The organism is Lacticaseibacillus daqingensis (assembly GCF_003946115.1).
GTDB lineage: Bacteria > Bacillota > Bacilli > Lactobacillales > Lactobacillaceae > Lacticaseibacillus > Lacticaseibacillus daqingensis.
On the sequence record NZ_RHOH01000009.1, the window covers coordinates 16,796 to 38,119 of the forward strand.

At 58.7% G+C, this 21,324-nt stretch carries 23 protein-coding genes; 8 read left to right on the forward strand and 15 right to left on the reverse strand.

The window, feature by feature from the left end:
• Positions 1–7: 7 nt before the first annotated feature.
• A complete protein-coding gene (locus EKM88_RS10210; RefSeq protein ID WP_125705855.1) occupies positions 8–994 on the forward strand; it encodes a 2-keto-3-deoxygluconate permease in 987 nt (328 codons plus the stop codon).
• 396 nt (positions 995–1,390) lie between these two features.
• Here EKM88_RS10210 and metG read toward each other — a convergent pair whose 3' ends face one another.
• Positions 1,391–3,370: a methionine--tRNA ligase gene (gene metG / locus EKM88_RS10215; protein ID WP_125705857.1), complete on the reverse strand. Its 1,980-nt coding sequence runs from the start codon at positions 3,368–3,370 to the stop codon at positions 1,391–1,393.
• A gap of 195 nt (positions 3,371–3,565) precedes the next feature.
• Here metG and EKM88_RS10220 point away from each other — a divergent pair, with 195 nt between their 5' ends.
• Positions 3,566–4,012, forward strand: a complete 447-nt coding sequence (locus tag EKM88_RS10220; RefSeq protein WP_125705858.1) for a hypothetical protein — start codon at positions 3,566–3,568, stop codon at positions 4,010–4,012.
• 4 nt (positions 4,013–4,016) lie between these two features.
• On the opposite strand, the gene EKM88_RS10225 is transcribed toward EKM88_RS10220, so the two are convergent.
• Both EKM88_RS10225 and EKM88_RS10230 read right to left on the reverse strand, forming a co-directional pair.
• The gene (locus tag EKM88_RS10225; protein WP_125705948.1) at positions 4,017–4,841 is read right to left on the reverse strand and encodes a DUF72 domain-containing protein; all 825 of its coding nucleotides are present in this window, start codon (positions 4,839–4,841) and stop codon (positions 4,017–4,019) included.
• The gene (locus tag EKM88_RS10230) at positions 4,838–5,314 is read right to left on the reverse strand and encodes an NUDIX domain-containing protein (RefSeq protein WP_125705861.1); all 477 of its coding nucleotides are present in this window, start codon (positions 5,312–5,314) and stop codon (positions 4,838–4,840) included. The genes EKM88_RS10225 and EKM88_RS10230 overlap by 4 nt, the downstream gene beginning before the upstream one ends.
• Before the next feature lie 127 nt (positions 5,315–5,441).
• Here EKM88_RS10230 and EKM88_RS10235 point away from each other — a divergent pair, with 127 nt between their 5' ends.
• Positions 5,442–6,590, forward strand: coding sequence for an ABC transporter ATP-binding protein (locus tag EKM88_RS10235; protein WP_125705863.1), 1,149 nt, complete (start codon positions 5,442–5,444; stop codon positions 6,588–6,590).
• A gap of 243 nt (positions 6,591–6,833) precedes the next feature.
• On the opposite strand, the gene EKM88_RS10240 is transcribed toward EKM88_RS10235, so the two are convergent.
• From EKM88_RS10240 to EKM88_RS10255, 4 genes are read right to left on the reverse strand one after another with little or no spacing between them, the layout of a single operon-like run.
• Positions 6,834–7,418 carry a TMEM175 family protein gene (locus tag EKM88_RS10240; protein WP_125705865.1) on the reverse strand — a complete coding sequence of 195 codons (585 nt, stop codon included), beginning with the start codon at positions 7,416–7,418 and terminating at the stop codon, positions 6,834–6,836.
• Between the two features lie 45 nt (positions 7,419–7,463).
• Positions 7,464–8,159, reverse strand: coding sequence for an NAD-dependent protein deacylase (locus tag EKM88_RS10245; protein ID WP_125705867.1), 696 nt, complete (start codon positions 8,157–8,159; stop codon positions 7,464–7,466).
• 44 nt (positions 8,160–8,203) lie between these two features.
• Entirely contained in the window at positions 8,204–9,124 is a 921-nt protein-coding gene (locus EKM88_RS10250; RefSeq protein WP_125705950.1) for a hypothetical protein, read from the reverse strand.
• A gap of 4 nt (positions 9,125–9,128) precedes the next feature.
• Positions 9,129–9,908: a PHP domain-containing protein gene (locus EKM88_RS10255; RefSeq protein ID WP_125705869.1), complete on the reverse strand. Its 780-nt coding sequence runs from the start codon at positions 9,906–9,908 to the stop codon at positions 9,129–9,131.
• 62 nt (positions 9,909–9,970) lie between these two features.
• On the opposite strand from EKM88_RS10255, the gene EKM88_RS10260 reads away from it, so the two are divergent.
• Positions 9,971–10,480, forward strand: coding sequence for a YbhB/YbcL family Raf kinase inhibitor-like protein (locus EKM88_RS10260; protein WP_125705872.1), 510 nt, complete (start codon positions 9,971–9,973; stop codon positions 10,478–10,480).
• 129 nt (positions 10,481–10,609) lie between these two features.
• On the opposite strand, the gene EKM88_RS10265 is transcribed toward EKM88_RS10260, so the two are convergent.
• From EKM88_RS10265 to EKM88_RS10275, 3 genes are read right to left on the reverse strand one after another with little or no spacing between them, the layout of a single operon-like run.
• A complete protein-coding gene (locus EKM88_RS10265) occupies positions 10,610–11,686 on the reverse strand; it encodes a hypothetical protein (RefSeq protein WP_125705874.1) in 1,077 nt (358 codons plus the stop codon).
• 1 nt (position 11,687) lies between these two features.
• Complete coding sequence (locus EKM88_RS10270; protein ID WP_125705876.1) at positions 11,688–12,572, reverse strand: ATP-binding cassette domain-containing protein; 885 nt, start codon at positions 12,570–12,572, stop codon at positions 11,688–11,690.
• Positions 12,569–12,925: a GntR family transcriptional regulator gene (locus EKM88_RS10275; protein WP_125705878.1), complete on the reverse strand. Its 357-nt coding sequence runs from the start codon at positions 12,923–12,925 to the stop codon at positions 12,569–12,571. Before EKM88_RS10275 ends, EKM88_RS10270 begins: the two co-directional genes overlap by 4 nt.
• A gap of 240 nt (positions 12,926–13,165) precedes the next feature.
• On the opposite strand from EKM88_RS10275, the gene EKM88_RS10280 reads away from it, so the two are divergent.
• The 3 genes from EKM88_RS10280 to EKM88_RS10290 are packed head-to-tail and all read left to right on the forward strand — an operon-like array spanning position 13,166 to position 15,710.
• The gene (locus EKM88_RS10280) at positions 13,166–13,903 is read left to right on the forward strand and encodes a metal ABC transporter ATP-binding protein (protein ID WP_125705879.1); all 738 of its coding nucleotides are present in this window, start codon (positions 13,166–13,168) and stop codon (positions 13,901–13,903) included.
• A complete protein-coding gene (locus EKM88_RS10285) occupies positions 13,900–14,739 on the forward strand; it encodes a metal ABC transporter permease (RefSeq protein ID WP_125705881.1) in 840 nt (279 codons plus the stop codon). Before EKM88_RS10280 ends, EKM88_RS10285 begins: the two co-directional genes overlap by 4 nt.
• A gap of 26 nt (positions 14,740–14,765) precedes the next feature.
• Positions 14,766–15,710, forward strand: a complete 945-nt coding sequence (locus EKM88_RS10290; protein ID WP_125705883.1) for a metal ABC transporter solute-binding protein, Zn/Mn family — start codon at positions 14,766–14,768, stop codon at positions 15,708–15,710.
• 384 nt (positions 15,711–16,094) lie between these two features.
• On the opposite strand, the gene EKM88_RS10295 is transcribed toward EKM88_RS10290, so the two are convergent.
• From EKM88_RS10295 to EKM88_RS10310, 4 genes are all read right to left on the reverse strand, one after another.
• Positions 16,095–16,682: a helix-turn-helix domain-containing protein gene (locus tag EKM88_RS10295; RefSeq protein ID WP_125705885.1), complete on the reverse strand. Its 588-nt coding sequence runs from the start codon at positions 16,680–16,682 to the stop codon at positions 16,095–16,097.
• On the reverse strand, positions 16,660–17,301 hold the full coding sequence (locus EKM88_RS10300) for a TetR/AcrR family transcriptional regulator (RefSeq protein ID WP_125705887.1): 642 nt from the start codon (positions 17,299–17,301) through the stop codon (positions 16,660–16,662). Before EKM88_RS10300 ends, EKM88_RS10295 begins: the two co-directional genes overlap by 23 nt.
• Before the next feature lie 141 nt (positions 17,302–17,442).
• A complete protein-coding gene (locus tag EKM88_RS10305; protein WP_125705889.1) occupies positions 17,443–17,877 on the reverse strand; it encodes a universal stress protein in 435 nt (144 codons plus the stop codon).
• The gene (locus tag EKM88_RS10310) at positions 17,877–19,469 is read right to left on the reverse strand and encodes an Nramp family divalent metal transporter (protein WP_125705891.1); all 1,593 of its coding nucleotides are present in this window, start codon (positions 19,467–19,469) and stop codon (positions 17,877–17,879) included. The genes EKM88_RS10305 and EKM88_RS10310 overlap by 1 nt, the downstream gene beginning before the upstream one ends.
• Before the next feature lie 601 nt (positions 19,470–20,070).
• Between EKM88_RS10310 and EKM88_RS10315 the strand changes: the two genes are divergently transcribed.
• Entirely contained in the window at positions 20,071–20,634 is a 564-nt protein-coding gene (locus EKM88_RS10315) for a cadmium resistance transporter (protein WP_125705894.1), read from the forward strand.
• 53 nt (positions 20,635–20,687) lie between these two features.
• On the opposite strand, the gene EKM88_RS10320 is transcribed toward EKM88_RS10315, so the two are convergent.
• Entirely contained in the window at positions 20,688–21,197 is a 510-nt protein-coding gene (locus tag EKM88_RS10320) for a GNAT family N-acetyltransferase (protein WP_164512076.1), read from the reverse strand.
• Between the last annotated feature and the right edge of the window lie 127 nt (positions 21,198–21,324).

Sequence of the window (21,324 nt, forward strand, 5' to 3'; positions counted from 1 at the left end):
AATAGAAATGAAAATATTACATGTCGTTAAGAGCGTACCTGGTGGTATAATGGTTTGCCCATTATTAATAGGTGCGTTAACAAACACATTCTTTCCACAGTTCTTCGCCCTCGGTGGGTTTACCGAGGCGCTTTTTAAGTCTGGCTCTACTGCCTTGCTCGCCGCTTTTCTCTTTTGCAGCGGTGCTCAGATTGATATCAAACAAGCTGGCGTGTCTATATCGAAGGGAATAATTTTACTTATCACAAAGGTCTCTATCGGAGCATTTTTAGGAATTACAGTCGGACATTTTTGGGGACCAAAAGGAATATTAGGACTTAGCCCACTCGCAATTGTTTCCTCTCTGACCAATAAGAATAGCGGTCTGTATGCGGCCCTAGCTAACGAATATGGTGATACTTCAGATGTTGGAGCTACATCCATTATTGCGTTAAGCGACGGCCCGTTCTTCACTATGCTAGCTTTTGGGGTAACAGGTTTAACACGAATTCCACTTACTGCATTACTAGCAGCGCTAATGCCAATCCTGATGGGCTTTATTCTCGGAAATCTCGACTCGGATATTCGATATTTTCTTAAGCCAGGCACAACCCTGTTAATTCCCTTCTTTGCTTTCCCCCTCGGTGCTGCGCTGAATCTCGGGCAATTAGCATCAGCCGGTGGCGCCGGTATTTTATTGGGTTTCTCCTGCACGCTCATTACTGGGTTTGCAGGCTGGGGCATCTTCCATTTGTTCGGTTTTAAGTATCCACAAGTCGGCGCCGCAGTTGGCGCCACTGCAGGAAACGCGATTGGAACACCAGCAATTGTGGCCGCAATTGACGCTTCTTTTAAAACAATTGCGCCGCAGGCTACTGTCCAAGTTGCAGCAGCCATCATCGTAACGGCAATGCTTTGTCCAACGATGGTCAGCCTGCTCGATAAGTACGAGAAGGAACATAATCCCCATCAACAAAACGTGGATTCTAACCTAAAAATAGAAATTCGGCCGTAGCATACACGCACTGTGTCACGCTAGTTGCTAAAATCACATAAACGAATGTCGTTTATTTCTAAAAACTAAAGTCAAACATAAATTACCTTTTTAAAAGGTACTTACTGGCCCATCATCTCAAGATTCGTCAAGGTCATCGTCCACGTGGTCAGCTTTTTACCCAAATTACGGGTCTTTTTCTCTCTCGCACGAAACAAAATGGCAATCTTCCAAGTCGAGGAAGATTGCCACTCCGTTGATGAACCATAACATATTGTACTGATCTCGCTAAAGTCAGAAAACGCCATTCATCAAAGGCGCTGATAGCACCACCGGCTCTGCACCTTGAAGAGTTTATTTGAGATAACTTCAAATTGATTCCCTGCACCAGGATAGCGCATGTACATCAATAATCCGTTACCCTATCAAGCTCCCGTTCTCAAGGCTCTGATCCACGGCCAGCAGCGTAATGTGGCCCTGGCTGTCTTCGGCGGACAGCAGCATGCCCTCGCTCATCTCGCCCTTCAGCTTGCGCGGCTTCAGGTTGACGACGGCCATCACTTTTTGTCCCTTCAGTTCCTCGAAGTGTGGGTAGTAGGCCGCGATGCCGGACAGGATCTGGCGCGTGCCTTCATCCCCGGCGTCCAAGGTGAACTTCAGGAGCTTGTCCGCTCCCTTGACCTTCTCCACGTTGAGGATCTCCGCCACGCGGATCTCCGATTGATCAAAGGCCTTGAAGTCGATTTCCGGCTTGCGGGTATCGGCTGCAACGGTGGCCTGCTTCTTCGGCGGCTGCATCTGAGACTTGATGTAGGCGACCTCTTCCTCGACATCCAGGCGAGGGAAGATTGGGGTGCCCTTCTCAACGATCTTGTTGCCGGCCGGCAGGTGCCCCCATTCAAGGGTTTCCTGCTCGTCCAGTGCCGCGTCCAACCCGAGCTGACCGAAGATCTGCTTCGGTGCGTGGGTCATGACCGGCTGGATCAACAGCGCGATCAGGCGCAGGCTTTCAGCCAGGTGGCCCATGACGCTGGCCAGCTCCCCAGCCTTAGCGGGATCCTTGGCGAGGTTCCACGGTTCGGTTTCGTCAATGTACTTATTGGCGCGCGCCACCAGCTTCCAGGTCGCGTCCAGCGCATCGTTGAACTGCAGCTTGCCCATCAGGTCGTGGTAAGCGGCAATGCTCTGCGCGGCCGTGGCCTCCAGATCAGCGTCAAACGGGGTGGCCGTGACTTGGGTCAGATCCGGCAGCACGCCGTCAACGTACTTATTGATCATGGCCACAGTCCGGTTCAACAGGTTGCCCAGGTCATTGGCCAGGTCATAGTTGATCCGGTCGATGAAGTCCTCAGGCGTGAAAATGCCGTCATTGCCAAACGGAATGGCGCGCATCAGGTAGTAGCGCAAGGCGTCCAGGCCGTAACGCTCCACAAGCATCTCAGGGTAGATCGCGTTCCCTTTGGACTTGCTCATCTTGCCGTCCTTCATCACCAGCCAGCCGTGGCCGTAGATTTTCTTTGGGATCGGCAGCCCGAGCGCCATCAGAATGATCGGCCAGTAGATGGTGTGGAACCGCACGATTTCCTTCCCGATCAGCTGCAAGTCAGCGGGCCAGTACTTATCGAACAGGTCATGGTTGGCGGAGCCGTAGCCCAGCGCCGTAATATAGTTCAGCAGCGCGTCAACCCACACGTACACCACGTGCTTCGGGTTTTCTGGCACTGGCACGCCCCAGTTGAAGCTGGTGCGGCTCATCGCCAAGTCTTCTAGGCCCGGCTTGATGAAGTTGTTGATCATTTCGTTTTTGCGGGACGCAGGCTGAATGAAGTCTGGGTGCGACTCGTAGAACTTCAGCAGCTGATCCGCGTACTTGCTCATGCGGAAGAAATAGCTCTCCTCCTTGACCAGCTGAACCTCGTGACCAGATGGGGCCTTCCCACCGATGACGTTGCCGTCATCATCGCGGTAAACTTCGGCCAGCTGTGGTTCCGTGAAGTACTCCTCGTCTTCAACGGAGTACCAGCCGGTGTACTCACCGAGATACACGTCACCTTGCTTGATCAGGCGCTCCACGATCTGCTGCACCGCCAAAACGTGCTCTTCGTCGGTTGTGCGAATGAACTTGTCATTAGTGATTTCGAGCAGTTGCCACAAGGACTTGATCTGCGCGACCATCCCATCGACATACGCTTGCGGCGTGATGCCCAGCTTCTCTGCTTTTTGCTCGATCTTCAACCCGTGCTCGTCCGTCCCCGTCAGGAAAAAGACGTCAAAGCCCATCAGGCGCTTGTAGCGCGCAATGACGTCGGCGGCGATGGTCGAGTAGGCGTTCCCGATGTGTAGCTTCCCGCTTGGGTAATAGATTGGTGTGGTCACGTAGAACGTTGGTTTTGCCATGAATAATGTGCCTCCTGCAAGAATCACTTTTGTCTATGGAAAAAGTGTTCAGATTGCTTTCAGTATACCATGACTTGCACCCAGTCGTGGGAAGAATCACCACTAGCCACGCTTTCCCAAGCTTTGGTTAAACTGCACTGTCCATTCACCGACCGCCGCGACCAGCGCGTACACTGAACGCAAGAAGGTGCCCTCATGAAAAATCAAACGCACGCCGCGATTGCCACCGCCGCGTTTATTCTGGCCCTGCTCCTCAGCAGCCGCGCGCTCATTCAATCCCCCGTTGGCCTGACCCTCAGCTTGGTCAGCCTCGTCGTTGTGGTGCTTCTGTGGTGGCAGCCTCGTCCCAGTCCTGTGCTACTGGCCATCAGCCTCAGTCTGACCCTGTTTTGCTGGGGTCACAACAGCCCTGCCGTTCGCTTTCTCGGCTCGCGGGAGGCGACCTTTACCGAAGGCGGCCGCCAAATCACGCTATTTTACCGGACGACCACGCTGGGTGAGACCACATACTACTTCCATGCTTACACGCCCAATGGGCTATTCTACACCGACCTCGGAGAATCCAGGGCAATGATTCAGGCGGCCGACCGTACCGGTAACGAGGACCCGGTGCAGGTTTATCAGAATCAACCGCTAGAGTGACGGCTCAAAACAGGTCCAGCTGACTCGGCCCCAGCCCGTCAAAAGTGAGGTTCTGTTGTGCGATGAACGTCCGTGCGTTAGCAGCCGCATCGTGGCCCCCATTGTTGTTGAAAATGACAATGACCTGCTGGGCCGGTAGCTGACGCGCCACGGCCCCTAGCGACTGCAGCGCCGCTTCACTGTAGCGATAGTTCGTGCGCCGACTGCGCCACTGTGGGTCGCGCTCCAGCCAACCGGCGGTATTGCGCCCGTGCAGGCGCAGGATCGCCAGGTCGGCCGTGGTCACCACGGGCACCTGCGCCACACTACCGGCCGGCGTCTGCGGTTCGTCCACCACCACATGGGTCAGCTTCAGCGTGCGCATCAAATCGAAGGTGCTGGCCTGATAGTCCGCACTGTACCAGCCGTTATTGCGAAACTCCAGCGCGATCGGAAGGTCCGGGTACAGCCGCCGGAGCTGCCGCAAGTAGCGCACGTTTTCTAGGGTCACACCAAAATACGGCGGCAGCTGAAACAGAATAGCCGCAAGCTGATTGGTTTCGAGCAGCGGGGCGAGCCCGCGGCGAAACGCGGTGAATTCGGCTACCAGCTCGTGATCTGGCGCCGTTTTGTGCCGGGTCATGTACTGCGTGGCCTTGAGGATGAAGCGAAACGTCGGGGGCACCTGCCGCTGCCAGGCCTGCACCGTGGCAACGCTGGGCTGCGCGTAAAACGTGGTGTCCAGCTCTACGACCGGAAAGTGCCCCGCTAGATCCGCCAGCGTACTCGTTGCCCCACGGCTGGCCAGGCTCGGGTGATCGGCCACGCTGGTCAGGCCGACTTGGATCACGCCCATGGCCCGAGCACCTCAAGGCGGTCGAACCGGTCGCCCACGAACCACGAGTCGTACTCACGCGCTTCTCCCGCCAGCATTGGCGTCAGCAGCGGCTGCAGGTCTGGCACCAACCCGAGGTTATCGGGAGCCAGCAGCCAGTCGCGCGGCATTGGGGCAATGATGCCTTCGCGTGTCTGTTGCGGCCCGGCCAGCGTGCGTTCAGTCTGGGCCGTGTACAGGTAAAGGTCGCCCAGCAGCGCGCCGTCCACGTGCCAGTGCACCAGCCCAGCCGGTGTTAACTCACCCGGCGCCAGCTGAATGCCACTTTCCTCGGCGACCTCGCGCCGTGCCCCGGCTGCGGGGTGCTCGCCAGGTTCGACTTTGCCCCCCAGCCCGTTCCACAGGCCACGGTACGGGGGCTTGCGCCGGTTGATCAGAATAATTCCCGTGAGCGTCTCAACGAGAACAACGGTCAGTGCTTTTGTCATGTGTGCTCACCTCGCCTTCAGTTTACCATTTTGCCCAAAAGCGCGCCGGATTCTTGGGCATTCTGCCGAGGAATCCGCAACCGCTTACAACTAAACTGATAAGTGAAATCAAAAGGAGTGGTGACTAATGGTAGAAATCGCACTGGATCATATTTATAAGCGTTACCCAAATGCGGACAGTGATTCCGTCATGGACTTTAACCTGCACGTGAAAGACAAGGAATTCATCGTATTCGTTGGGCCTTCCGGGTGTGGCAAGTCCACGACGCTACGCATGATCGCCGGGCTGGAGGATATCACCAAGGGCGAGTTGACCATCAGCGGCAAGCTGATGAACGACGTGGCGCCCAAGGATCGCGATATCGCGATGGTGTTCCAGAACTACGCCCTGTACCCGCACATGACCGTGTTTGACAACATGGCCTTCGGGTTGAAGCTGCGTAAGTACAGCAAGGAAGACATCAAAAAGCACGTGGACGAAGCCGCCGAGATCCTCGGGCTGACCGAATTCCTGGACCGCAAGCCGGCCGACCTGTCCGGTGGTCAGCGCCAGCGTGTTGCCCTGGGCCGTGCGATCGTGCGTGACGCGCCGATCTTCCTGATGGACGAACCGCTGTCGAACTTGGATGCCAAGCTGCGTGTCTCCATGCGTGCCGAAATCGCCAAGCTGCACCAGCGCTTGAACACGACGACCATCTACGTGACCCATGACCAAACCGAAGCGATGACCATGGCTGACCGCGTGGTTGTCATGTCCGTCGGGAAGGTGCAGCAGATCGGCACCCCGGCCGAAGTTTACGACAACCCACGCAACATGTTCGTGGCTGGGTTCATGGGCAGCCCTGCGATGAACTTCTTCAACGTGACCTACAAGGACGGCAAGATCTCGGATGGCAAGGGCCTGGTGCTCGAACTGCCAGAAGGCCGCTCCAAGGTGCTTGATGCCCGCGGCTACGATGGCAAGGAGATCGTCTTCGGGATCCGCCCGGAAGATATCCACACCGAGGAAGCCTTCATCGAAACCTGGCCTGGCGCCACGGTCCACGCCGATGTGGTCGTGTCCGAGCTGCTCGGGGCCACCTCCCAGCTCTACTCCAAGGTTGATGGCACCGAATTCGTTGCCACCGTTGACGCCCGCGACTTCCACAACCCTGGTGACAAGGTTGACATGGGCTTTGACATCAACAAGTCCCACTTCTTCGACAAGGACTCCACCGTTGCCATCGTTTCCGAGGAATCCCAAGAAGCGATGACCGAAGAGCAGGCCGAAGCTTAATCCTGATTGCCAACCCGAAGCTGAGCCAAAAAGCGGTTTTAGCCCAGAATGGAAGAGGGAGGTACTGACAAACCCGTACTTAGGTTTGACAGTACCTCCCTCTTATTCGGCTCGGGCGTCGCTTTTTGGCTCGTTCTATGCTGGTGTAGTCGTGACTCATTCTTGGGCCGTTAATGATGCCTCGAGTCTTTTTGCGTCCGATCAAAAAATCGTCGCCCACAGGCCACGATTGTTCGCGTTACCTTATTTGTGTTGAACATGCCGTTCGATGCGCCGCTCGGGTTGCACCCACAACAGCAGCAGCGCCGCATTGATCATGATCGTCAGCGGCGGCCAGATCAGCGCGGCAAAGATGCCGCCAAAGCTACCCAGCACCGACACGACCGGCTTGTAATAGTCACGCCCCACGAGCTGGGCAAAGTCATGGTTGGTTTTGTCCGCGTGACTCAGGCACCGGATCAGCAGAAAAAACGCCGCATTCGTGGCACACACCACGATACCATAGGTCATCTCCGGTGCGGCATTGCCGACATGGTGCTCACCCACCCAGGCAGTGGCGAAGGGAAAGAGGCTGATGGTGAACAGAAACAAGACATTGGCCCACAGCACCCGCCCACTGATTTTGCGCACGATCAGAAACAGGTGGTGGTGATTGTTCCAGTACACGGCGAGGGTGAAAAACGAGACTAAGTAGATCAGCAATGAGTAGCGCAGCCCCCACAGCGCGGCAAACGTGCCCCCCGCTGGCGGCCGTAGCTCCAACACCATGATCGTGATAATAATGGCGATCACGCCATCCGTAAATGCTTCAAGTCGACCTTTCGGCATGTGCGACTCCTCCATTCAGGCATGCGCCGCCCCCCAACGACGCGTTCAGTGCAACGACAGTGCGGCAAAAATCGTCTGAGCATCCCCCACCACCATGTGAGCGCCAGCCGGCAACGCGATCGGCTCGCGGTTGACAGCCGCCAGTACGGCATCGGGCCGGGCCTCCTGAATCAGACCGGCGAACGGGTACACCTGAAAGCTGGTCCCGACCACCACCAGCAGGTCCGCGCGCCGAATGGCCGCCACCGCTGCCGCGATCACGGCGCTGGCGATCGGCTCCCCGTACAGCACGATCGCCGGGCGCAAAATCCCGCCGTCCACCGCATGCACATCGGACGCCTGATAGGTTTGGTAATCAACGTGGGCACCGCAGGTCTGGCAGTAGATCTCGTACAAGTTACCGTGAAACTCGATCACGTGCTGGGCGCCAGCCAACGTGTGCAACCCGTCCACGTTCTGGGTCACAATGGCCCCTTTTTGGTTCGTGATGGTCGCCATTGCCTTGTGGATCACGTTGGGCCGGGCGGCCGGGAAGTACATGTTGGTGCAGACCCACTCGTGAAACGCCGCGTGGTGCGCGCGCAAGTTGTCAATGCTCAGCGCTGCTTCCGGCCGCGCCATGCCGCTGTACAACCCGCCCTTGCTGCGGTAATCCGGGATGCCCGAGGCAATGGACACCCCGGCGCCGGTCATGAAGGTGACAAACTCGGCTTGTGCAATCGCGTCCTTGAGGGCAAACATTCGACCGCTTCCTTTCCTGAAATGCCACCACTTTAACCCGGTTCTTAGCGCACGGTGTAATCCAGCTCATAGCGCGCCAGGATGTCACTCAGCGGGGTTTGATACAGTTTTTGGAACGCCTCCGGGCTGAAGCTGGCCGGCAGTGGCAGCACGAAGGCGTTTTGCCCGTCACCCTTGCCCTGCGCGACGTACGCGCGCTGGCGGGTCGTGCGATCGCGCAGCGCGCTGTGGCGCACCTCAAAGGTCTGGTTCAGCGCCAGGCGCAGCTGCCGTTCGGACAGCACCGGCGGTAGCGTGGCGAACTCGGCGTTGCCGGTTTCTTGGTAGCCGTGGCGCGTCAGGGTCTGGTCGAAGGCCCGCCATAGCTTGATGACGGTGCGGCGGAAGGCAAACGGCGAGTCGATCGGCTTGGCCGCCAGCACCCCGTACAAGTCGGCGGCCGCCGTGGCCTCGTCTGGCACGTCCGCCAGCCAGTCACCGGCGCGGCCGTCAAACATCACGTACGCATCCAGCGCCGTCAGCGTGCGAAAGACGCTCAGCTGCGTTGCGTCGTCGCCTTTAAGCTTCTGCGTGAACCCGGCCGCCAGTGCTTTTTCCACGGCTGGGGTGAACAGCCCATGCGCCACCTGCCAGGCGCGGATCTGCCCGTGCAGCGCGGCATCGTACAGCGCCGTTGCCACCGCGAAGAACTGCTGATCCACCTGCGGCTCGCCGGTCGCGAGGTGGAATTGCAGCGGCGGGTAGCCGGCGGTGGTCAGCTGCATGTGCAGCAGCTCGTGGCTCAGCGTGTAGGCCACATCAGTGGTATCGCTGACGGTCAGCTGCAGGTGGCCGTTGGCAAGCAGTTCCTGATGGGACTGCTCGTGGGTCAAAACACCGCTGGCCGGACCGTCAATGACGACCTCAATGGGCATGCTGTAATGGGCTTGAACGGCGGTCAGCAGTGGTTGCAAGGTTTCTGGGATCATGTTACAGGGCCTCCAATTCGGCGTGGTGCGCGCGGTACGTGGTCAGGTGGGTGACCCCGGCCGCGCGCAGGATAGTTTTGGCATCTTCAAAATGGGTCTCGAACTTGTCGGCGGTGTGGGCGTCGCTGCCCAACGTGACCTTGGTGCCGCCAAGCTGCACGTACCACGGTAGCACGCGTTCATACAGCGCCAGGTTGTCCCACTGGTACGCAGACTTGGCATTGAACTCCAGCGCCATGTCCTTGGCGATCACGGTTTGCAAAATCCGCTTCAGCGTTGGGCCGACCCAGTCGATCAGCTGCGTTGGCGTCACCGTCAAGACGCGCAAGCCGTAATCAAAATGCGCCAGCACATCCGCGCCGTCAAACGCGGTCAGCCCCGCCAGCATCCGGTCGTAGTACGCCTCAACATGGGCGCGCAGCGGCACCGTCAGGAAGTGCTTGTCTTGGTAGTCGTACTGACCGTCATGGTGAAAGCTCAGCAGCACCAAGTCGTAGTCGCCGGCCGCCAGATAGGCGCTCAGCGCTGCCTGCTTGGGCGCGTAATAACCCACCTCGATGCCGCGTAGCAGCTGATTCGGGACCTGCTGCCGTAGCGCCGCGAGCTTTGCCACATACGCCGCATAGTCCGGCGCATCATCGCGGCCGCCATCATCGGGATTGGCCATCTCTAAGTGCTCGGTGGTGACGAACGGGTGCGTGGTTTGGGCGAGGTAGGCCTCGAACTGCGCCTGCGAGTCGAAGGAAAAATAGGTGTGCACGTGCTGGTCGTAGTAGGTCATGAACCGTTTCCTTTCTGCGGTCGTGTTACTATTAGAGTAACCATTATTGGGAGGCGATTCAATTGAAAATACTTGTTCCGCTCACCGCGGGTTACCTGGCCGACCGCTTCGGCAAGTACGCGAGTGGGCCCGACCTGCACGCCGGGACGCCCAAGCGTAGTCTGCCCATCACGATCAGCGACGCCCCCAGCGGCACGAAGACCCTAGCGCTCACGCTAATCGACTTTGACGCCGTCCCCGTGTCCGGGTTTCCCTGGATCCACTGGGTGGCCGTCAACCTGCCGAACACCACCACGACGATACCGGAGGACGCCAGCCGCAGTGGCATCGTGCCGATGGTGCAAGGCCGCAACAGCAACGCCGGGGCCATGGTCGGCGCGACCGACCCGCTGATCGCCACGGGTTACGTGGGCCCGCAGCCGCCCAACGCCGATCACGCGTACACGCTGACCGTGTACGCACTCGACACTGCGCTTGACCTCGCGCCAGGCTTTTGGCTCAATGAGGCCCGCCACGCCATGGCCGGCCACATCCTGGCCCAAGCCGAGCTGGATCTCTGGTCGCGCGCCTAGCGTCGGCCGCCAAAAAGGCACCGTTGTCGCCGCCATCGCATAAGATGACGGGCGTGCAACGGTGCCTTAATTAATTCCAGCGCGCATTTTGCAAAACAGTGGGCTTTGCGGCGCACAACCCGAGCTGAATTACGCCGCAGCCCGCCGGCGCGCGATGGCCGCCGTAAGCCGTGACCATTGCGCCCATAGCACGCCGAGCGCCAGGGTCAAAAGCGGCGCGAACAGGCTGCTTTGCCAGACGAAGTGCCCGTGGTCGTCCGTCCCCATGAACAGGGCGAAGGCCACCACCATGCCAATGCCGATCACCAGCGGGCGCAGTGCGGGCACCATCAGCGCTGTGCCATCGTGCTCCAGCGACAGGTGGGTGAAGCCCCACGCCGCGAGTCCCAGACAGATGCCGGTCACCAACACGAACCCGATGACAAACGGCCAGTACGCCCACAAGGGATTATCCACCCGCGGCCACGAAACGTTCGCCTTCACGAAGGTCTGACCGAACAGAACGCCCAGGTTCTGGAGCGTCTGGTTGGCGCTGGCCAGCGTCAGCGGCACCAGCGCTGCCAGTAACCAGAGACGACCACACAGCAACCCGTACAGTTGCCCCACTGCAAAGCACAAGGCGGCCAACGTTGTGTTGTACAGCGTGAGCCCGAACGCCTGTTGCAAGGAGAGGTTCACATCATGCGCGGGCAACAGCGCGTACAGCCCGCCGACGATGCCCGTGTCCACCAGTACAGTACCCAGCACGACCAGCCCGAAGAACAGGCCCGCGCGCGTCCAGTAGGTGCGCCGTCGCGTCAGCCCGGCTGCCATCAGGAACCGGTCGAAGCGACTGTAGTGGTCCCATGCCGCGACCACCACCCCGAGCAGAAAGATCCCCCCCAGATAGAAGAAATCCACGCGCAGCGGCTGGATCCCATACGTGGTCGGCAGCATGGCAGTGTCGTCGACCACATTGAGTTGCTCGTGGTACAGCATCAGGGTGTCATCGCGGTACTCGGTGTACGTCCTGGCATCCGTGCTGCGCTCATCCTTGGGCTTCTTAAGCTCGCGGTCAAAGCGCACCGGGGTCATCATCTCTTTTTGCATCGCGGTATGCGTCTTGTGCGCCTGATCGACGACAGACCCACCATACAGAACCATCAGCAGTGCCGCCACCAGCCACAGCCAGCGGTGCCGCCGCCAGATCAATCGTAAGATCGCCATTTTACTTGCCCTCCTTCAATCGCCCGTACTCACTGCGAAAAATGTCCGTCAGATCCAGCGACAGCGGCGCCATCAGCACCGGCTCAAGCGCCCGCAACTGGGCTTCCACCGCCGGGGTGTAGTCGCGAAACAGCGCCTCGATCACGCGACCACGCACGCTGAGGATCTCGCCCAAGTCGCGCACCGGTTGCGGGATCTCCGGCTGCTTGAACACCAGCTGCAACTTGACGGCCTTTTGCCGCAAGTCTTCCAGCGCGTAATCATGGCTGATGGTGTTGCGCTTCAAAAACAGGATCCGGTCGGCCAGCCCATCGAGCTCGCGCAGGTCGTGTGAGGCGATCAAAAAGCCGCGGGTGCCGTCTGCGACCTCGTTGATTACCAGCGTCACGATGGCCTCGCGCACGAACAGATCTAGCCCATCGAACGGCTCGTCCAGTAGCATGTACGGGGCGTTGCTGGCCAGCGTCAACAGCATCACCACCAAGGCCTGGTAGCCCTTGGACAGCTCGCGATAGCGCTGATGCAGGCCAAGGTCGTAATCCGCCGCCAGCTGAGCGAAGCGCTGCCGGTCAAACGCGGGATACGCAAGCGCGTAAAAATCGCCCAGCGCCGCCAGCGTGTAGCGCGCAAAAAAGGTCTGCGTCGGATCGATGTAGATCAGCTGTGCCCGCAGCGCGGGGTGAGTGGCCAGTAGCTGGCCGTCGATTTCTGCGCCCCCGTGATCCGCGTGGTACTGATCCACAAGTGTGCGCATCAGGGTCGTTTTCCCTGCGCCGTTGCGGCCCACCAGCCCGATGATCTCTCCGGGCTGCCAGGCAAAGGTGATGGCCTGTAGCACCGGCTTGTGTGTCACGGTCTTCCCTAACTCATGAACCGTCAGTGTCATTGTCTCTCCTCCTCTAACCAGGTTGCGAGCTGGGTGTCAGTCACGCCGGCCGCCTTGGCCGCCACCACCAGCGCGCTGAAGCGCTGCCGCAGCGCCGCGATGGCTTCCGGTTGCACCGGCGCATCCATTGCGATGAACGAGCCCAGCCCCGGCCGCACCGTGATCACCCGGTCGCTTTCCAGTTGCTTGTACGCCTTGGCAACGGTGTTGGGGTTCAGCTGCACCTGTTTGGCCATCTCGCGCACGGACGGGAGCTTGGCGCCAGGCGCCAAGACGCCGGTGACGACTTGTTCCTTGATCTGAAGCACCAGCCGTTCATAGTAGGCCAGGTGCGTGAAGCGCGCATCATCCATGTTCTGCCCTCCTTGTATTACGTGTACTATTATAAACAGTACACTCGACTTTGCAATTTGTTTTTTCCCGCGGTCAGCGGCCCGGATGCACGACTTCTCACCGATTTCCCATCACGAAACTGCGCCAGAACTCACTTTTGCGCAAAAAGATTAGCCGCAACTAAACTACAGTTGCTGAGGCGCAAAAATTCAGATAAAATTAGGTGTACAATGTTTAGTTGCGCCTAAAAGGAGGGGCTTATGTTACAACTCACAAACCTCACCGTTGCTTACGATGACACACCAGTCTTCACTGATGCTGCCGTTCAATTTGACGCAGGCAAAATCACTGGCATCATCGGGCCCAACGGTGCAGGCAAATCCACCCTGATCAAGGCCATGCTTGGCTTGATCACCGCATCAGCCGGCACGGCCACGTTCAACGGCCAACCGCTGAGTCACATGCAAAAGCAGATTGCTTATGTGGAACAGCGCAAGGACCTGGACCTGACGTTCCCCATCAACGTCTTCGATGTCGTGCTGACCGGCACGTACGGCCGCCTCGGGCTGTTCAAGAGCCCAGGCAAGGCCGAAAAGGCCGCCGCGGCCGATGCCCTGGCGCAAGTGTCTTTATCTGACTTCACGCAGCGCCAGATCGGCAACCTGTCCGGGGGCCAGCTGCAGCGCGTGTTCGTTGCGCGCGCCATCGTGCAGGACGCCAACCTCATTATTCTCGACGAACCGTTCGTCGGCATCGATCTCCAAAGCGAAACGGCCATCATGGCGATCCTGCGGCAGTGGCGCGACGCAGGCAAAACCATCATCGTCGTCCACCACGACCTGAACAAGGTCTCCCACTACTTCGATGACCTGGTCGTGATGAACCACGGCATCATCGACTACGGACCGGTGGCGCAGGTCTACACCGCGGCGAACATCGAAAAGGCGTTCTCGGCAGACTTGTCAGCCGTTCTGTTTGAAAAGGAGGCGGCCCAATGAGCTCACTGACGAATTTCTTTCACGCCCTCGGCCAGTACGACTTCCTCCAAAGCGCCCTGATCACCGCGATCATGGTCGGCATCATGTCCGGACTCATCGGGAGCTTCATCATCCTGCGTGGGATGTCGTTGATGGGCGATGCGATTTCCCACGCCGTCTTACCTGGGGTGGCCGTTGCCTACATGCTGGGCATCAACGTGCTGCTCGGGGCCTCGGTGTTCGGCATCCTGGCTGCCATGCTGATCGGCTTTGTCGCCGCGCACAGCAAAATCAAAACGGACACCTCGATCGGGGTGGTGTTCTCCGCCTTTTATGCCCTCGGGTTCATCCTGATCTCGATGGCCGAAAGCGCGACGAACCTGCACCACATCCTGTTCGGGAACATCCTGGCCGTCAGCGATTCCGACATTCTGACCACAGCCATTGTGCTGGCCCTTGTCGTGCTGTTCGTGGTGGTGTTCTACAAGGAGCTGTTGATCACCTCCTTTGACGAGACCTTCGCCAAGACTTACGGCCTGCACACGCAACTGCTGCATTACGCGCTGATGCTAGTGCTGACCCTGGTCACCGTCTCCGCGCTTCAAACGGTCGGGATCATCCTGGTGGTCGCCATGCTGATCACCCCGGCCGCCACCGCCTTTTTATGGACGGACAAGCTGAGCCACATGCTGGTCATGGCCGCCAGCTTCGGCGTCATCGCGTCGATGGTCGGACTGTACTTCAGCTACACCTTCAACTGGGCATCCGGCCCGGCCATCGTCATCGTCGCCGCCGCCATGTTCGCCATTTCGTTTCTCGTCTCCCCCAAGCAAGGCAACTTGTTCAAGCGCAAGTGAGCCAATTCCAAGGAGGACCCATCTGAATGAAAAAGTTGCTCATCACCGCCGCGGCCTTAGTCGCGTTTCTCGCCGGCATTTTCTGGTTCGTCAACCACCGCACCACGACAAAGCAGCCGGAAGCCGATACGGCCACCAAGCTCCGCGTGGTCACCACGAACTCGATTCTTGAGGACATGGTGCGCAATGTCGGCAAAGACCGCATCCACCTGTACAGCATCGTGCAGCGCGGCACTGATCCGCACGAGTACGAACCCCGGCCAACCGACATCTCCGAGGCCACCGAGGCCGATGTGTTATTCCACAATGGGCTGAACCTGGAAACGGGTGGCAACGGCTGGTTCAAGAAGCTGGTGGAAACCTCGCACAAGGCGTTTGACGAGGACGTTTTTGCCGCCAGCACGGGCGTTAAGGCACAGCACCTGACCACCAATGTCAACGAGGAGGACCCGCACGCGTGGCTTGACCTTCAAAACGGCATTCAGTACGTCAAGACGATCACCAAGGTGCTGAAGCAAAAGGATCCTGACAACGCGAGCTTCTACCAAAAAAACGCCGATGCTTACACCGCCAAGCTGCAAAAGCTGCACGAAACGGCGACCCAGCAGTTCCTCGACATTCCTGAGGAAAAGCGCCTGCTCGTCACCTCGGAAGGGGCGTTCAAGTACTTTTCCGCCGCGTACCACGTGACCCCGGCCTATATCTGGGAGATCAACACCGAGGCCCAGGGCACCCCGGCGCAGATGAAGGCCGTTCTGGCCAAGATCGCGGCTTCGGACGTGCGCGCACTGTTCGTCGAATCCTCCGTCTCGCCGAAGTCAATGAACAAGGTCGCCAAGGAAACCGGGCTGAGCATCTACAGCAAGATCTTCACCGACTCCCTGGCGCAAAAAGGCACCACCGGCGACACCTACTACAGCATGATGAAATGGAACCTCGACAAGATCCACGCCGGCCTCGCGCAAGACTAAGCGCTTCGGCCCAAGCTGAGACAAAACGCGCTTTTAGCCCAGCGGATCAGCCGGCCACCATGACAAACCCGCGCTTAGGTTTGCCATGGTGGCCGGCTTTTACGGCACGGGCGTTGCGTTTTGGCTCGGACCATTCCGGAATCATCGTGATCCATTCTTGGGCGTTAATGCTGTTTTGGCCTCTTTTTCATCGCCTGGTCACCGCAACTCGCGGTATGATAGGTATGTAAGGTTAAGGGTGACCTTAACCTTGCCCTTCATCTCAACCTAATTGCGTTTTACAATTCAGCCGCGGTGGCGCCTGCCAAGCGCCTTAGTGCCGCGAACCCTTTCCTTTTTTGCGTCAAACAGGGGCTGTGACAATCGTCACAGCCCCTGTTTCATTTATCGCACGTTCAACTCAAGGGTCAGCTCAAGCGCCTGGGCGTACCGCTGGAGCGTCGCCAGTGTGGGCCGTGCATCGATGCGCTCGATCTTGGCGACTTGCGCCGGGCTCACTGCCAGCCGTGCTGCCAGCGTTGGCACATCGACCCCTTGCAGGAAGCGCCGACCGATCAGCTGCGCAAGCGCATCCAGCACCATCGCCGCCGCCGGCTCGGCCGGGGGGAGCTGGGAGCGGACCTGCGCCCACGCCATCCGCGGACGGTGTCGCGCGGTTTGTGCCTGGAGCGCGGTCTGAACCCCCTGCTTCAGCTCTCGCTCGGTTTGGTAAGTAGCGACTGCCACCACCCGGTACCCCGGTTGCCCCGGCACCACGAACAGCACATCATGGGGGCTCGGACGCAGCTGCATCAGGAGCTGCCCTGCGGTTTCCCGATACTTGACCTGAGGCCCATCCAACCGAGGACCGGCAAGCGTGAGCGTATCCAGCAGCACGCGCGCCCTGAGCAACGGCTGTTGCGCCTTCTGATCCCCGCACGCCTGCGCCAGCAACGCCGCGACAACCGGTTCATCCAGGCTGATCGGCCACATCAGACGCCTCCCAATTCGCGATCAACGCGTGCAGACTGGGCTGCAACTCAGCAAATAGGTCCACCGCCTGGCGCGGCTGCCCCGCGATCAACAGATTCTCCAGTACCACGCGCTGGTACAACCCAACAATCAGCGTGGCGGTCGCATCAGCCCGGCGCGGCGTCAGAACATACGGGGCCGGCAGTGCGGCCAGCGCGTTGGCGAGGTCATCGTGCAACGCGCGCTCCCGCTGGGTGCACCAAGCCACCTGCTCATCCGTCAGCTGCGGCCGTTCCCGAATGAGGATCAAAATCGTTTCGTACACCGCCGGCGTCAGCATCACCTGCCACCAGGTTTCAAGGCCCGCCAGCAGTTGCTGCTCCAAGGCCGCCGGCGTTTGCGGTGCGCCGAGTCGCCACGCCTTAGGGAGCGGCCAGTCGGCGCCTTGGGCGATCACGGCATCGAGGATCTCCCGTTTCCCTTGCCGGAAGTAATAGTACAACAGCCCTTCGCTTCCCCGAAAAGCGGCGTTGATCTGGCGCGTGGTGGTCGCCTGGTAACCCTGGGCGGCAAATAACTGGCGGGCCACTTCGAGAATGCCCGCTTTTTGCTGGGTGCGTAAGGTTTCATTGGTTGTCATCTCTCGTCCTCATTTCTTCGGCCGGTTTTGGGTCAATTGTTGCGCGCTTTGCGCACGAGGGCTGGCTTAACCCTTTGCGCTGGGCACCAAAAGAAAAAGCGGAAGGGCCAGCGCCCTTCCGCGATATGATGGTCCGTTGCGCTATTCCCGGACGACCAAGACTGAAATTGTGGCGTGCTTCACCATATACGTGGCTTGGCTCCCGAAGTGCTTAGCCAGCCCCTTCTTCGCTTCCGCCCCGATGATCAAGAGATCCGGCTTGACCTTTGGGATGATCGTTTTCACGATCGTCTCGCCGGGGTTCCCTTCACCGATAATGGCGCGCACGTTGGTCAACCCCGCCTGCTCGGCCAGGTGGCGATATTCGTTGATGTGCTGTTCAAGCTCGGCCCGCTCGCCGTGAACGTAATCCTTGTTCATCGCCTGGTACACGTTCATCTCATCATCCTCGAGGATGCTGGCGATGATCAGCTCGGCCCCATCCGCCTTGGCGCGGTGCAGGGCGTACTGAAACGCCGCCAGTGCGTCTGCGGAATCATCGACCCCGACCAGGATCTTCTTGAAATCTTCAGTCATTATTCTGCCTCCTTGTTTGCCAATTCAGCTGCCGCTTCAGCCGCGGCCAGTTTTTGATCACCGCGGTACAGGTCTGCCAAGCACCAGGCCAACAGGGCCAGGATCAAGAAAATGGCGACGTAAGCGGCGATATGTGCGCTTTGGACTGCACCGGCACTCGCGTTGTCCCCCAAGAAGGCGGCAAAGGAGTCGGGCAGGTTCAACAGGTTCAAAAACGTCAGGCCGATCACCGAGATCCAGCCGCAGACCTTGACCCAAGTCGAGTTCTTGAAGCGCTGGCCCATTTCGGCCTTGCTATCGGTCAGCATCAGCAGTGGCAACATGGAGAACGGCAGCGCGAAGGCCAAGAAGACCTGCGAGTTGTTCATCAGCGTGTTCAGCGCCTCGTGCTGGTCGACCTTGTTCAGGCCACTGGTCATAGCCACGCAGACCAACACCGGAATGACCGAGATCAGTCGGGTGACCAGCCGGCGGGCCCACAGCGGCATGCGCATGTGCACGAACCCTTCCATGATCACTTGCCCGGTCAGGGTCCCGGTGATCGTGGAGTTTTGGCCGGACGCCAGCAGCGCCACGGCGAAGAGAATGGAGAGGATCCCGGACTTGGCCACGGCGATCAGCACACCGTTGCTCAGCGTCGAGGTGTCGGACAGGGCTTCAAACAACCCGAAGAACGACGGGTCCTTGACGGCGCCAGACTTGAACACCGCGACCCCCATGATCAGAAGCAGGGAGTTGACAACGAACGCGAAGCTCAGCTGAATGTTAGAGTCCCACTGGCTGAACCGAACGGCCGTTGCAACTTCTTCTTCGTCGTCATGATCAATTTTGCGCGTCTGGGAAACCGCGCTGTGCAGGTACAAGTTATGCGGCATCACGGTCGCCCCGATGATCCCAAGGGCCCCGCTCAACGGCGTCATGCCGTTCACGCTTGGATGCGTTGCGACCGCCCCAGCGGATGGGACAAGGGCCTTGATAACCGCACCCCAGTTCGGGTCAGACAGCGCCACTTGGTAAACGAACACCAAGAGGATCACGAGGATCAAGCAGACCACGATCGCTTCGATTTTGCGGAACCCAATTTTCGTTAGCAGTAATAAGATCAGAACGTCTAATACGGTTAAGAATACGGCAATCACTAACGGAATGTGGAACAGCAAGTACAGGGCGATCGCGGCCCCAATAACTTCGGCGATATCGGTCGCCATGATGGCAAACTCGGTCATGATCCAGAGGATGATCCCGAGCGTCTTACTCGTGCGGGCGCGGATGGCCTGAGCCAGATCCATGCGTCCGACAATCCCAAGCTTAGCCGCCATGTTCTGCAACAGCATCGCGATTAAGCTTGAAACCAGAATGACCGTCATCAGCAGGTAACCGAAGTTTTGCCCCCCTGTGATGGAAGTCGACCAGTTGCCGGGATCCATGTATCCCACCGCAACTAGCGCACCTGGGCCGGAATAGGCGAATAACGTCCGCCAAAAGCCCTTACCTTTTGGCACCTCAACCGTGCCGTTAATTTCCTCCAATGAGGGCCCGTTCGCATACTCGATCAGCTTATGCTTACGGGGTGTCTCTGGTGCATCTTTCATCTCAACCCTTCCTTTCTGTCCGGATCGTGCCCCGATCCGAACTGCCGCTCATGCGGCGCCCCACCGTGTGAGGATTTTTGGAACCACCGTTAGTATACGGCAGAAAAATCCAAAGGCAAGATTTTTTTGAGGGTAAGCTAACATTTCTAAATTGATAAGCGGGTATCACCTGATATACCAAGCCTTGTAGAATTAGGCGTTTCAAAGCATTCGATGAAAATAATTATCCGACACATTTTATTCATCCGCGGTGCGAGTAACACGCAAAATTTCTGAAAACCGCCATTGTGGCTGAACGCCTTCTTCGCAACGATCCGTCGGTGCCAGTATCAGTCTACACGCGACATTTGATGGGTTTCGGTTGGCAAAAGTTGCTGCTTACAGAACTTTTGGCGGTCACTTATTGCGGTGTGGGATTGGTTGGCACGCCAGTCCGGCCGGTTTTTCGGTTGAGGGCGGGCAACGGTGCGATCGCCCGCGGCAACTGAGCGGTCGTTGAAATTTTGGTCTGCATGAACTTCGCAAAATTGCCCACGGCCCGATTCTGCCCTACAATAGGTGAATCATCCCGCGATGGGGAAATGCGACTTGGAGGCACCTGATGAATTACGTCTTGCTCACCCTCACGTTTCTTAGCGTGAACCTCGATTTTTTCTTCATGCTCTTATTCCTGCTCAAGAAGTACGCCATGCACACTGTCATGCTCGGCTACCTGCTGGGCACGCTGTTACTCTTGACCCTGAGCTTTGCCGCGGGGAAGGTGCTGGCCAGCATACTGCCTGAATGGCTGCTGGGCGTGCTCGGGGTGCTTCCGATCTGGATGGCCCTGCGTGCGGATTCGGATGACGAGACCACCGCAACGCACCACCAGCCGGTGATGACTGTGATGCTGACGTACCTGTCCGTCTGTGCCGGGTGCAACCTTGCAATTTTTCTGCCGGTGCTGGCCGGCGAATCATTCGGTCACTTCGGCCTAACGCTGATTTTTATCGGTGCCCTGACGCTTTTGATCGTCTGGCTAATTCACCTAGTCGCCGCCACCCCGGTCGTGACACAGCTGATGGACCGCTTCGGTGAGCCGCTGATGCGCGTCTGCTACGTGCTGATCGGGCTATACGTCTTCTGGGACAGCGGGCTGATCACCCACATCCTCAGCTGGTTCTAGTGATGCAAAAAGGGGGCCTATCCGCACGCGGACGGGCCCCCTTTTGATGCGCGCTAAACGGTCACGGGCACGCGCACCGGTGCGCTCAAGCGCACGACGCGCCGGTAAACGCCGGCCGCCAGTGCCTCACGCGCCTGCCCCACCACCCGAAACCCACGGTGCTGCCAAAATGCCGCATCCGCGTTCTTGGGGTTGATCAGCGTCACCACCAGGCGCTGCATACCGGCCGCCGCAGCCAGCATCTGCAGCTGCGCAAGGGCCTGCGTCCCAATGCCTTGGTTGCGCACCTGCGTGGGCACCAGTAGCAGCTCAAGGGTGACTTCGCGTGGCCCTGGCGCGGCCAAAACATACGCGATCACCCCCACCACGGTTCCGTCGCGCATCACCAGCGCGTAAACCTTCTCGCCGTGCGGCGCTTCAGGCATGGTGGTCCGGTCGTCTTCAACGGTACTGCGGCCGGGGTACGGCGCGCCACACCGGGCAAAATAGTCCATCGCATCACGGTAAACAGTCAGGCACGCGCGGCGCTGCGGCATTGACCTAACGGGTTGGAATTTCAACATGGGCATCCCTTCCTTTCGGCGCTTCTTGGCGCTAATTTAGGTATACCTTAATTTTTGTTTTTTGGCAAGCGCGGTCATTCGCCACTGCGGTATACTAAAAGCAATCATTCACTAGGAGGCTTTTGCG

What these genes read in the sequence shown, in the direction of transcription:
- EKM88_RS10265 (WP_125705874.1), bottom strand. Translation starts at nt 11,686, where the DNA reads ATGGCGATCTTACGATTGATCTGGCGGCGGCACCGCTGGCTGTGGCTG.
- EKM88_RS10295 (WP_125705885.1), bottom strand. Translation starts at nt 16,682, where the DNA reads ATGTGGCCGATCAGCCTGGATGAACCGGTTGTCGCGGCGTTGCTGGCG.
- EKM88_RS10300 (WP_125705887.1), bottom strand. Translation starts at nt 17,301, where the DNA reads ATGACAACCAATGAAACCTTACGCACCCAGCAAAAAGCGGGCATTCTC.
- EKM88_RS10255 (WP_125705869.1), bottom strand. Translation starts at nt 9,908, where the DNA reads ATGACCTACTACGACCAGCACGTGCACACCTATTTTTCCTTCGACTCG.
- EKM88_RS10210 (WP_125705855.1), top strand. Translation starts at nt 8, where the DNA reads ATGAAAATATTACATGTCGTTAAGAGCGTACCTGGTGGTATAATGGTT.
- EKM88_RS10280 (WP_125705879.1), top strand. Translation starts at nt 13,166, where the DNA reads ATGTTACAACTCACAAACCTCACCGTTGCTTACGATGACACACCAGTC.
- EKM88_RS10240 (WP_125705865.1), bottom strand. Translation starts at nt 7,418, where the DNA reads ATGCCGAAAGGTCGACTTGAAGCATTTACGGATGGCGTGATCGCCATT.
- EKM88_RS10270 (WP_125705876.1), bottom strand. Translation starts at nt 12,572, where the DNA reads ATGACACTGACGGTTCATGAGTTAGGGAAGACCGTGACACACAAGCCG.
- EKM88_RS10315 (WP_125705894.1), top strand. Translation starts at nt 20,071, where the DNA reads ATGAATTACGTCTTGCTCACCCTCACGTTTCTTAGCGTGAACCTCGAT.
- EKM88_RS10245 (WP_125705867.1), bottom strand. Translation starts at nt 8,159, where the DNA reads ATGTTTGCCCTCAAGGACGCGATTGCACAAGCCGAGTTTGTCACCTTC.
- metG (WP_125705857.1), bottom strand. Translation starts at nt 3,370, where the DNA reads ATGGCAAAACCAACGTTCTACGTGACCACACCAATCTATTACCCAAGC.
- EKM88_RS10290 (WP_125705883.1), top strand. Translation starts at nt 14,766, where the DNA reads ATGAAAAAGTTGCTCATCACCGCCGCGGCCTTAGTCGCGTTTCTCGCC.
- EKM88_RS10285 (WP_125705881.1), top strand. Translation starts at nt 13,900, where the DNA reads ATGAGCTCACTGACGAATTTCTTTCACGCCCTCGGCCAGTACGACTTC.
- EKM88_RS10235 (WP_125705863.1), top strand. Translation starts at nt 5,442, where the DNA reads ATGGTAGAAATCGCACTGGATCATATTTATAAGCGTTACCCAAATGCG.
- EKM88_RS10320 (WP_164512076.1), bottom strand. Translation starts at nt 21,197, where the DNA reads ATGTTGAAATTCCAACCCGTTAGGTCAATGCCGCAGCGCCGCGCGTGC.
- EKM88_RS10230 (WP_125705861.1), bottom strand. Translation starts at nt 5,314, where the DNA reads ATGACAAAAGCACTGACCGTTGTTCTCGTTGAGACGCTCACGGGAATT.
- EKM88_RS10305 (WP_125705889.1), bottom strand. Translation starts at nt 17,877, where the DNA reads ATGACTGAAGATTTCAAGAAGATCCTGGTCGGGGTCGATGATTCCGCA.
- EKM88_RS10310 (WP_125705891.1), bottom strand. Translation starts at nt 19,469, where the DNA reads ATGAAAGATGCACCAGAGACACCCCGTAAGCATAAGCTGATCGAGTAT.
- EKM88_RS10275 (WP_125705878.1), bottom strand. Translation starts at nt 12,925, where the DNA reads ATGGATGATGCGCGCTTCACGCACCTGGCCTACTATGAACGGCTGGTG.
- EKM88_RS10220 (WP_125705858.1), top strand. Translation starts at nt 3,566, where the DNA reads ATGAAAAATCAAACGCACGCCGCGATTGCCACCGCCGCGTTTATTCTG.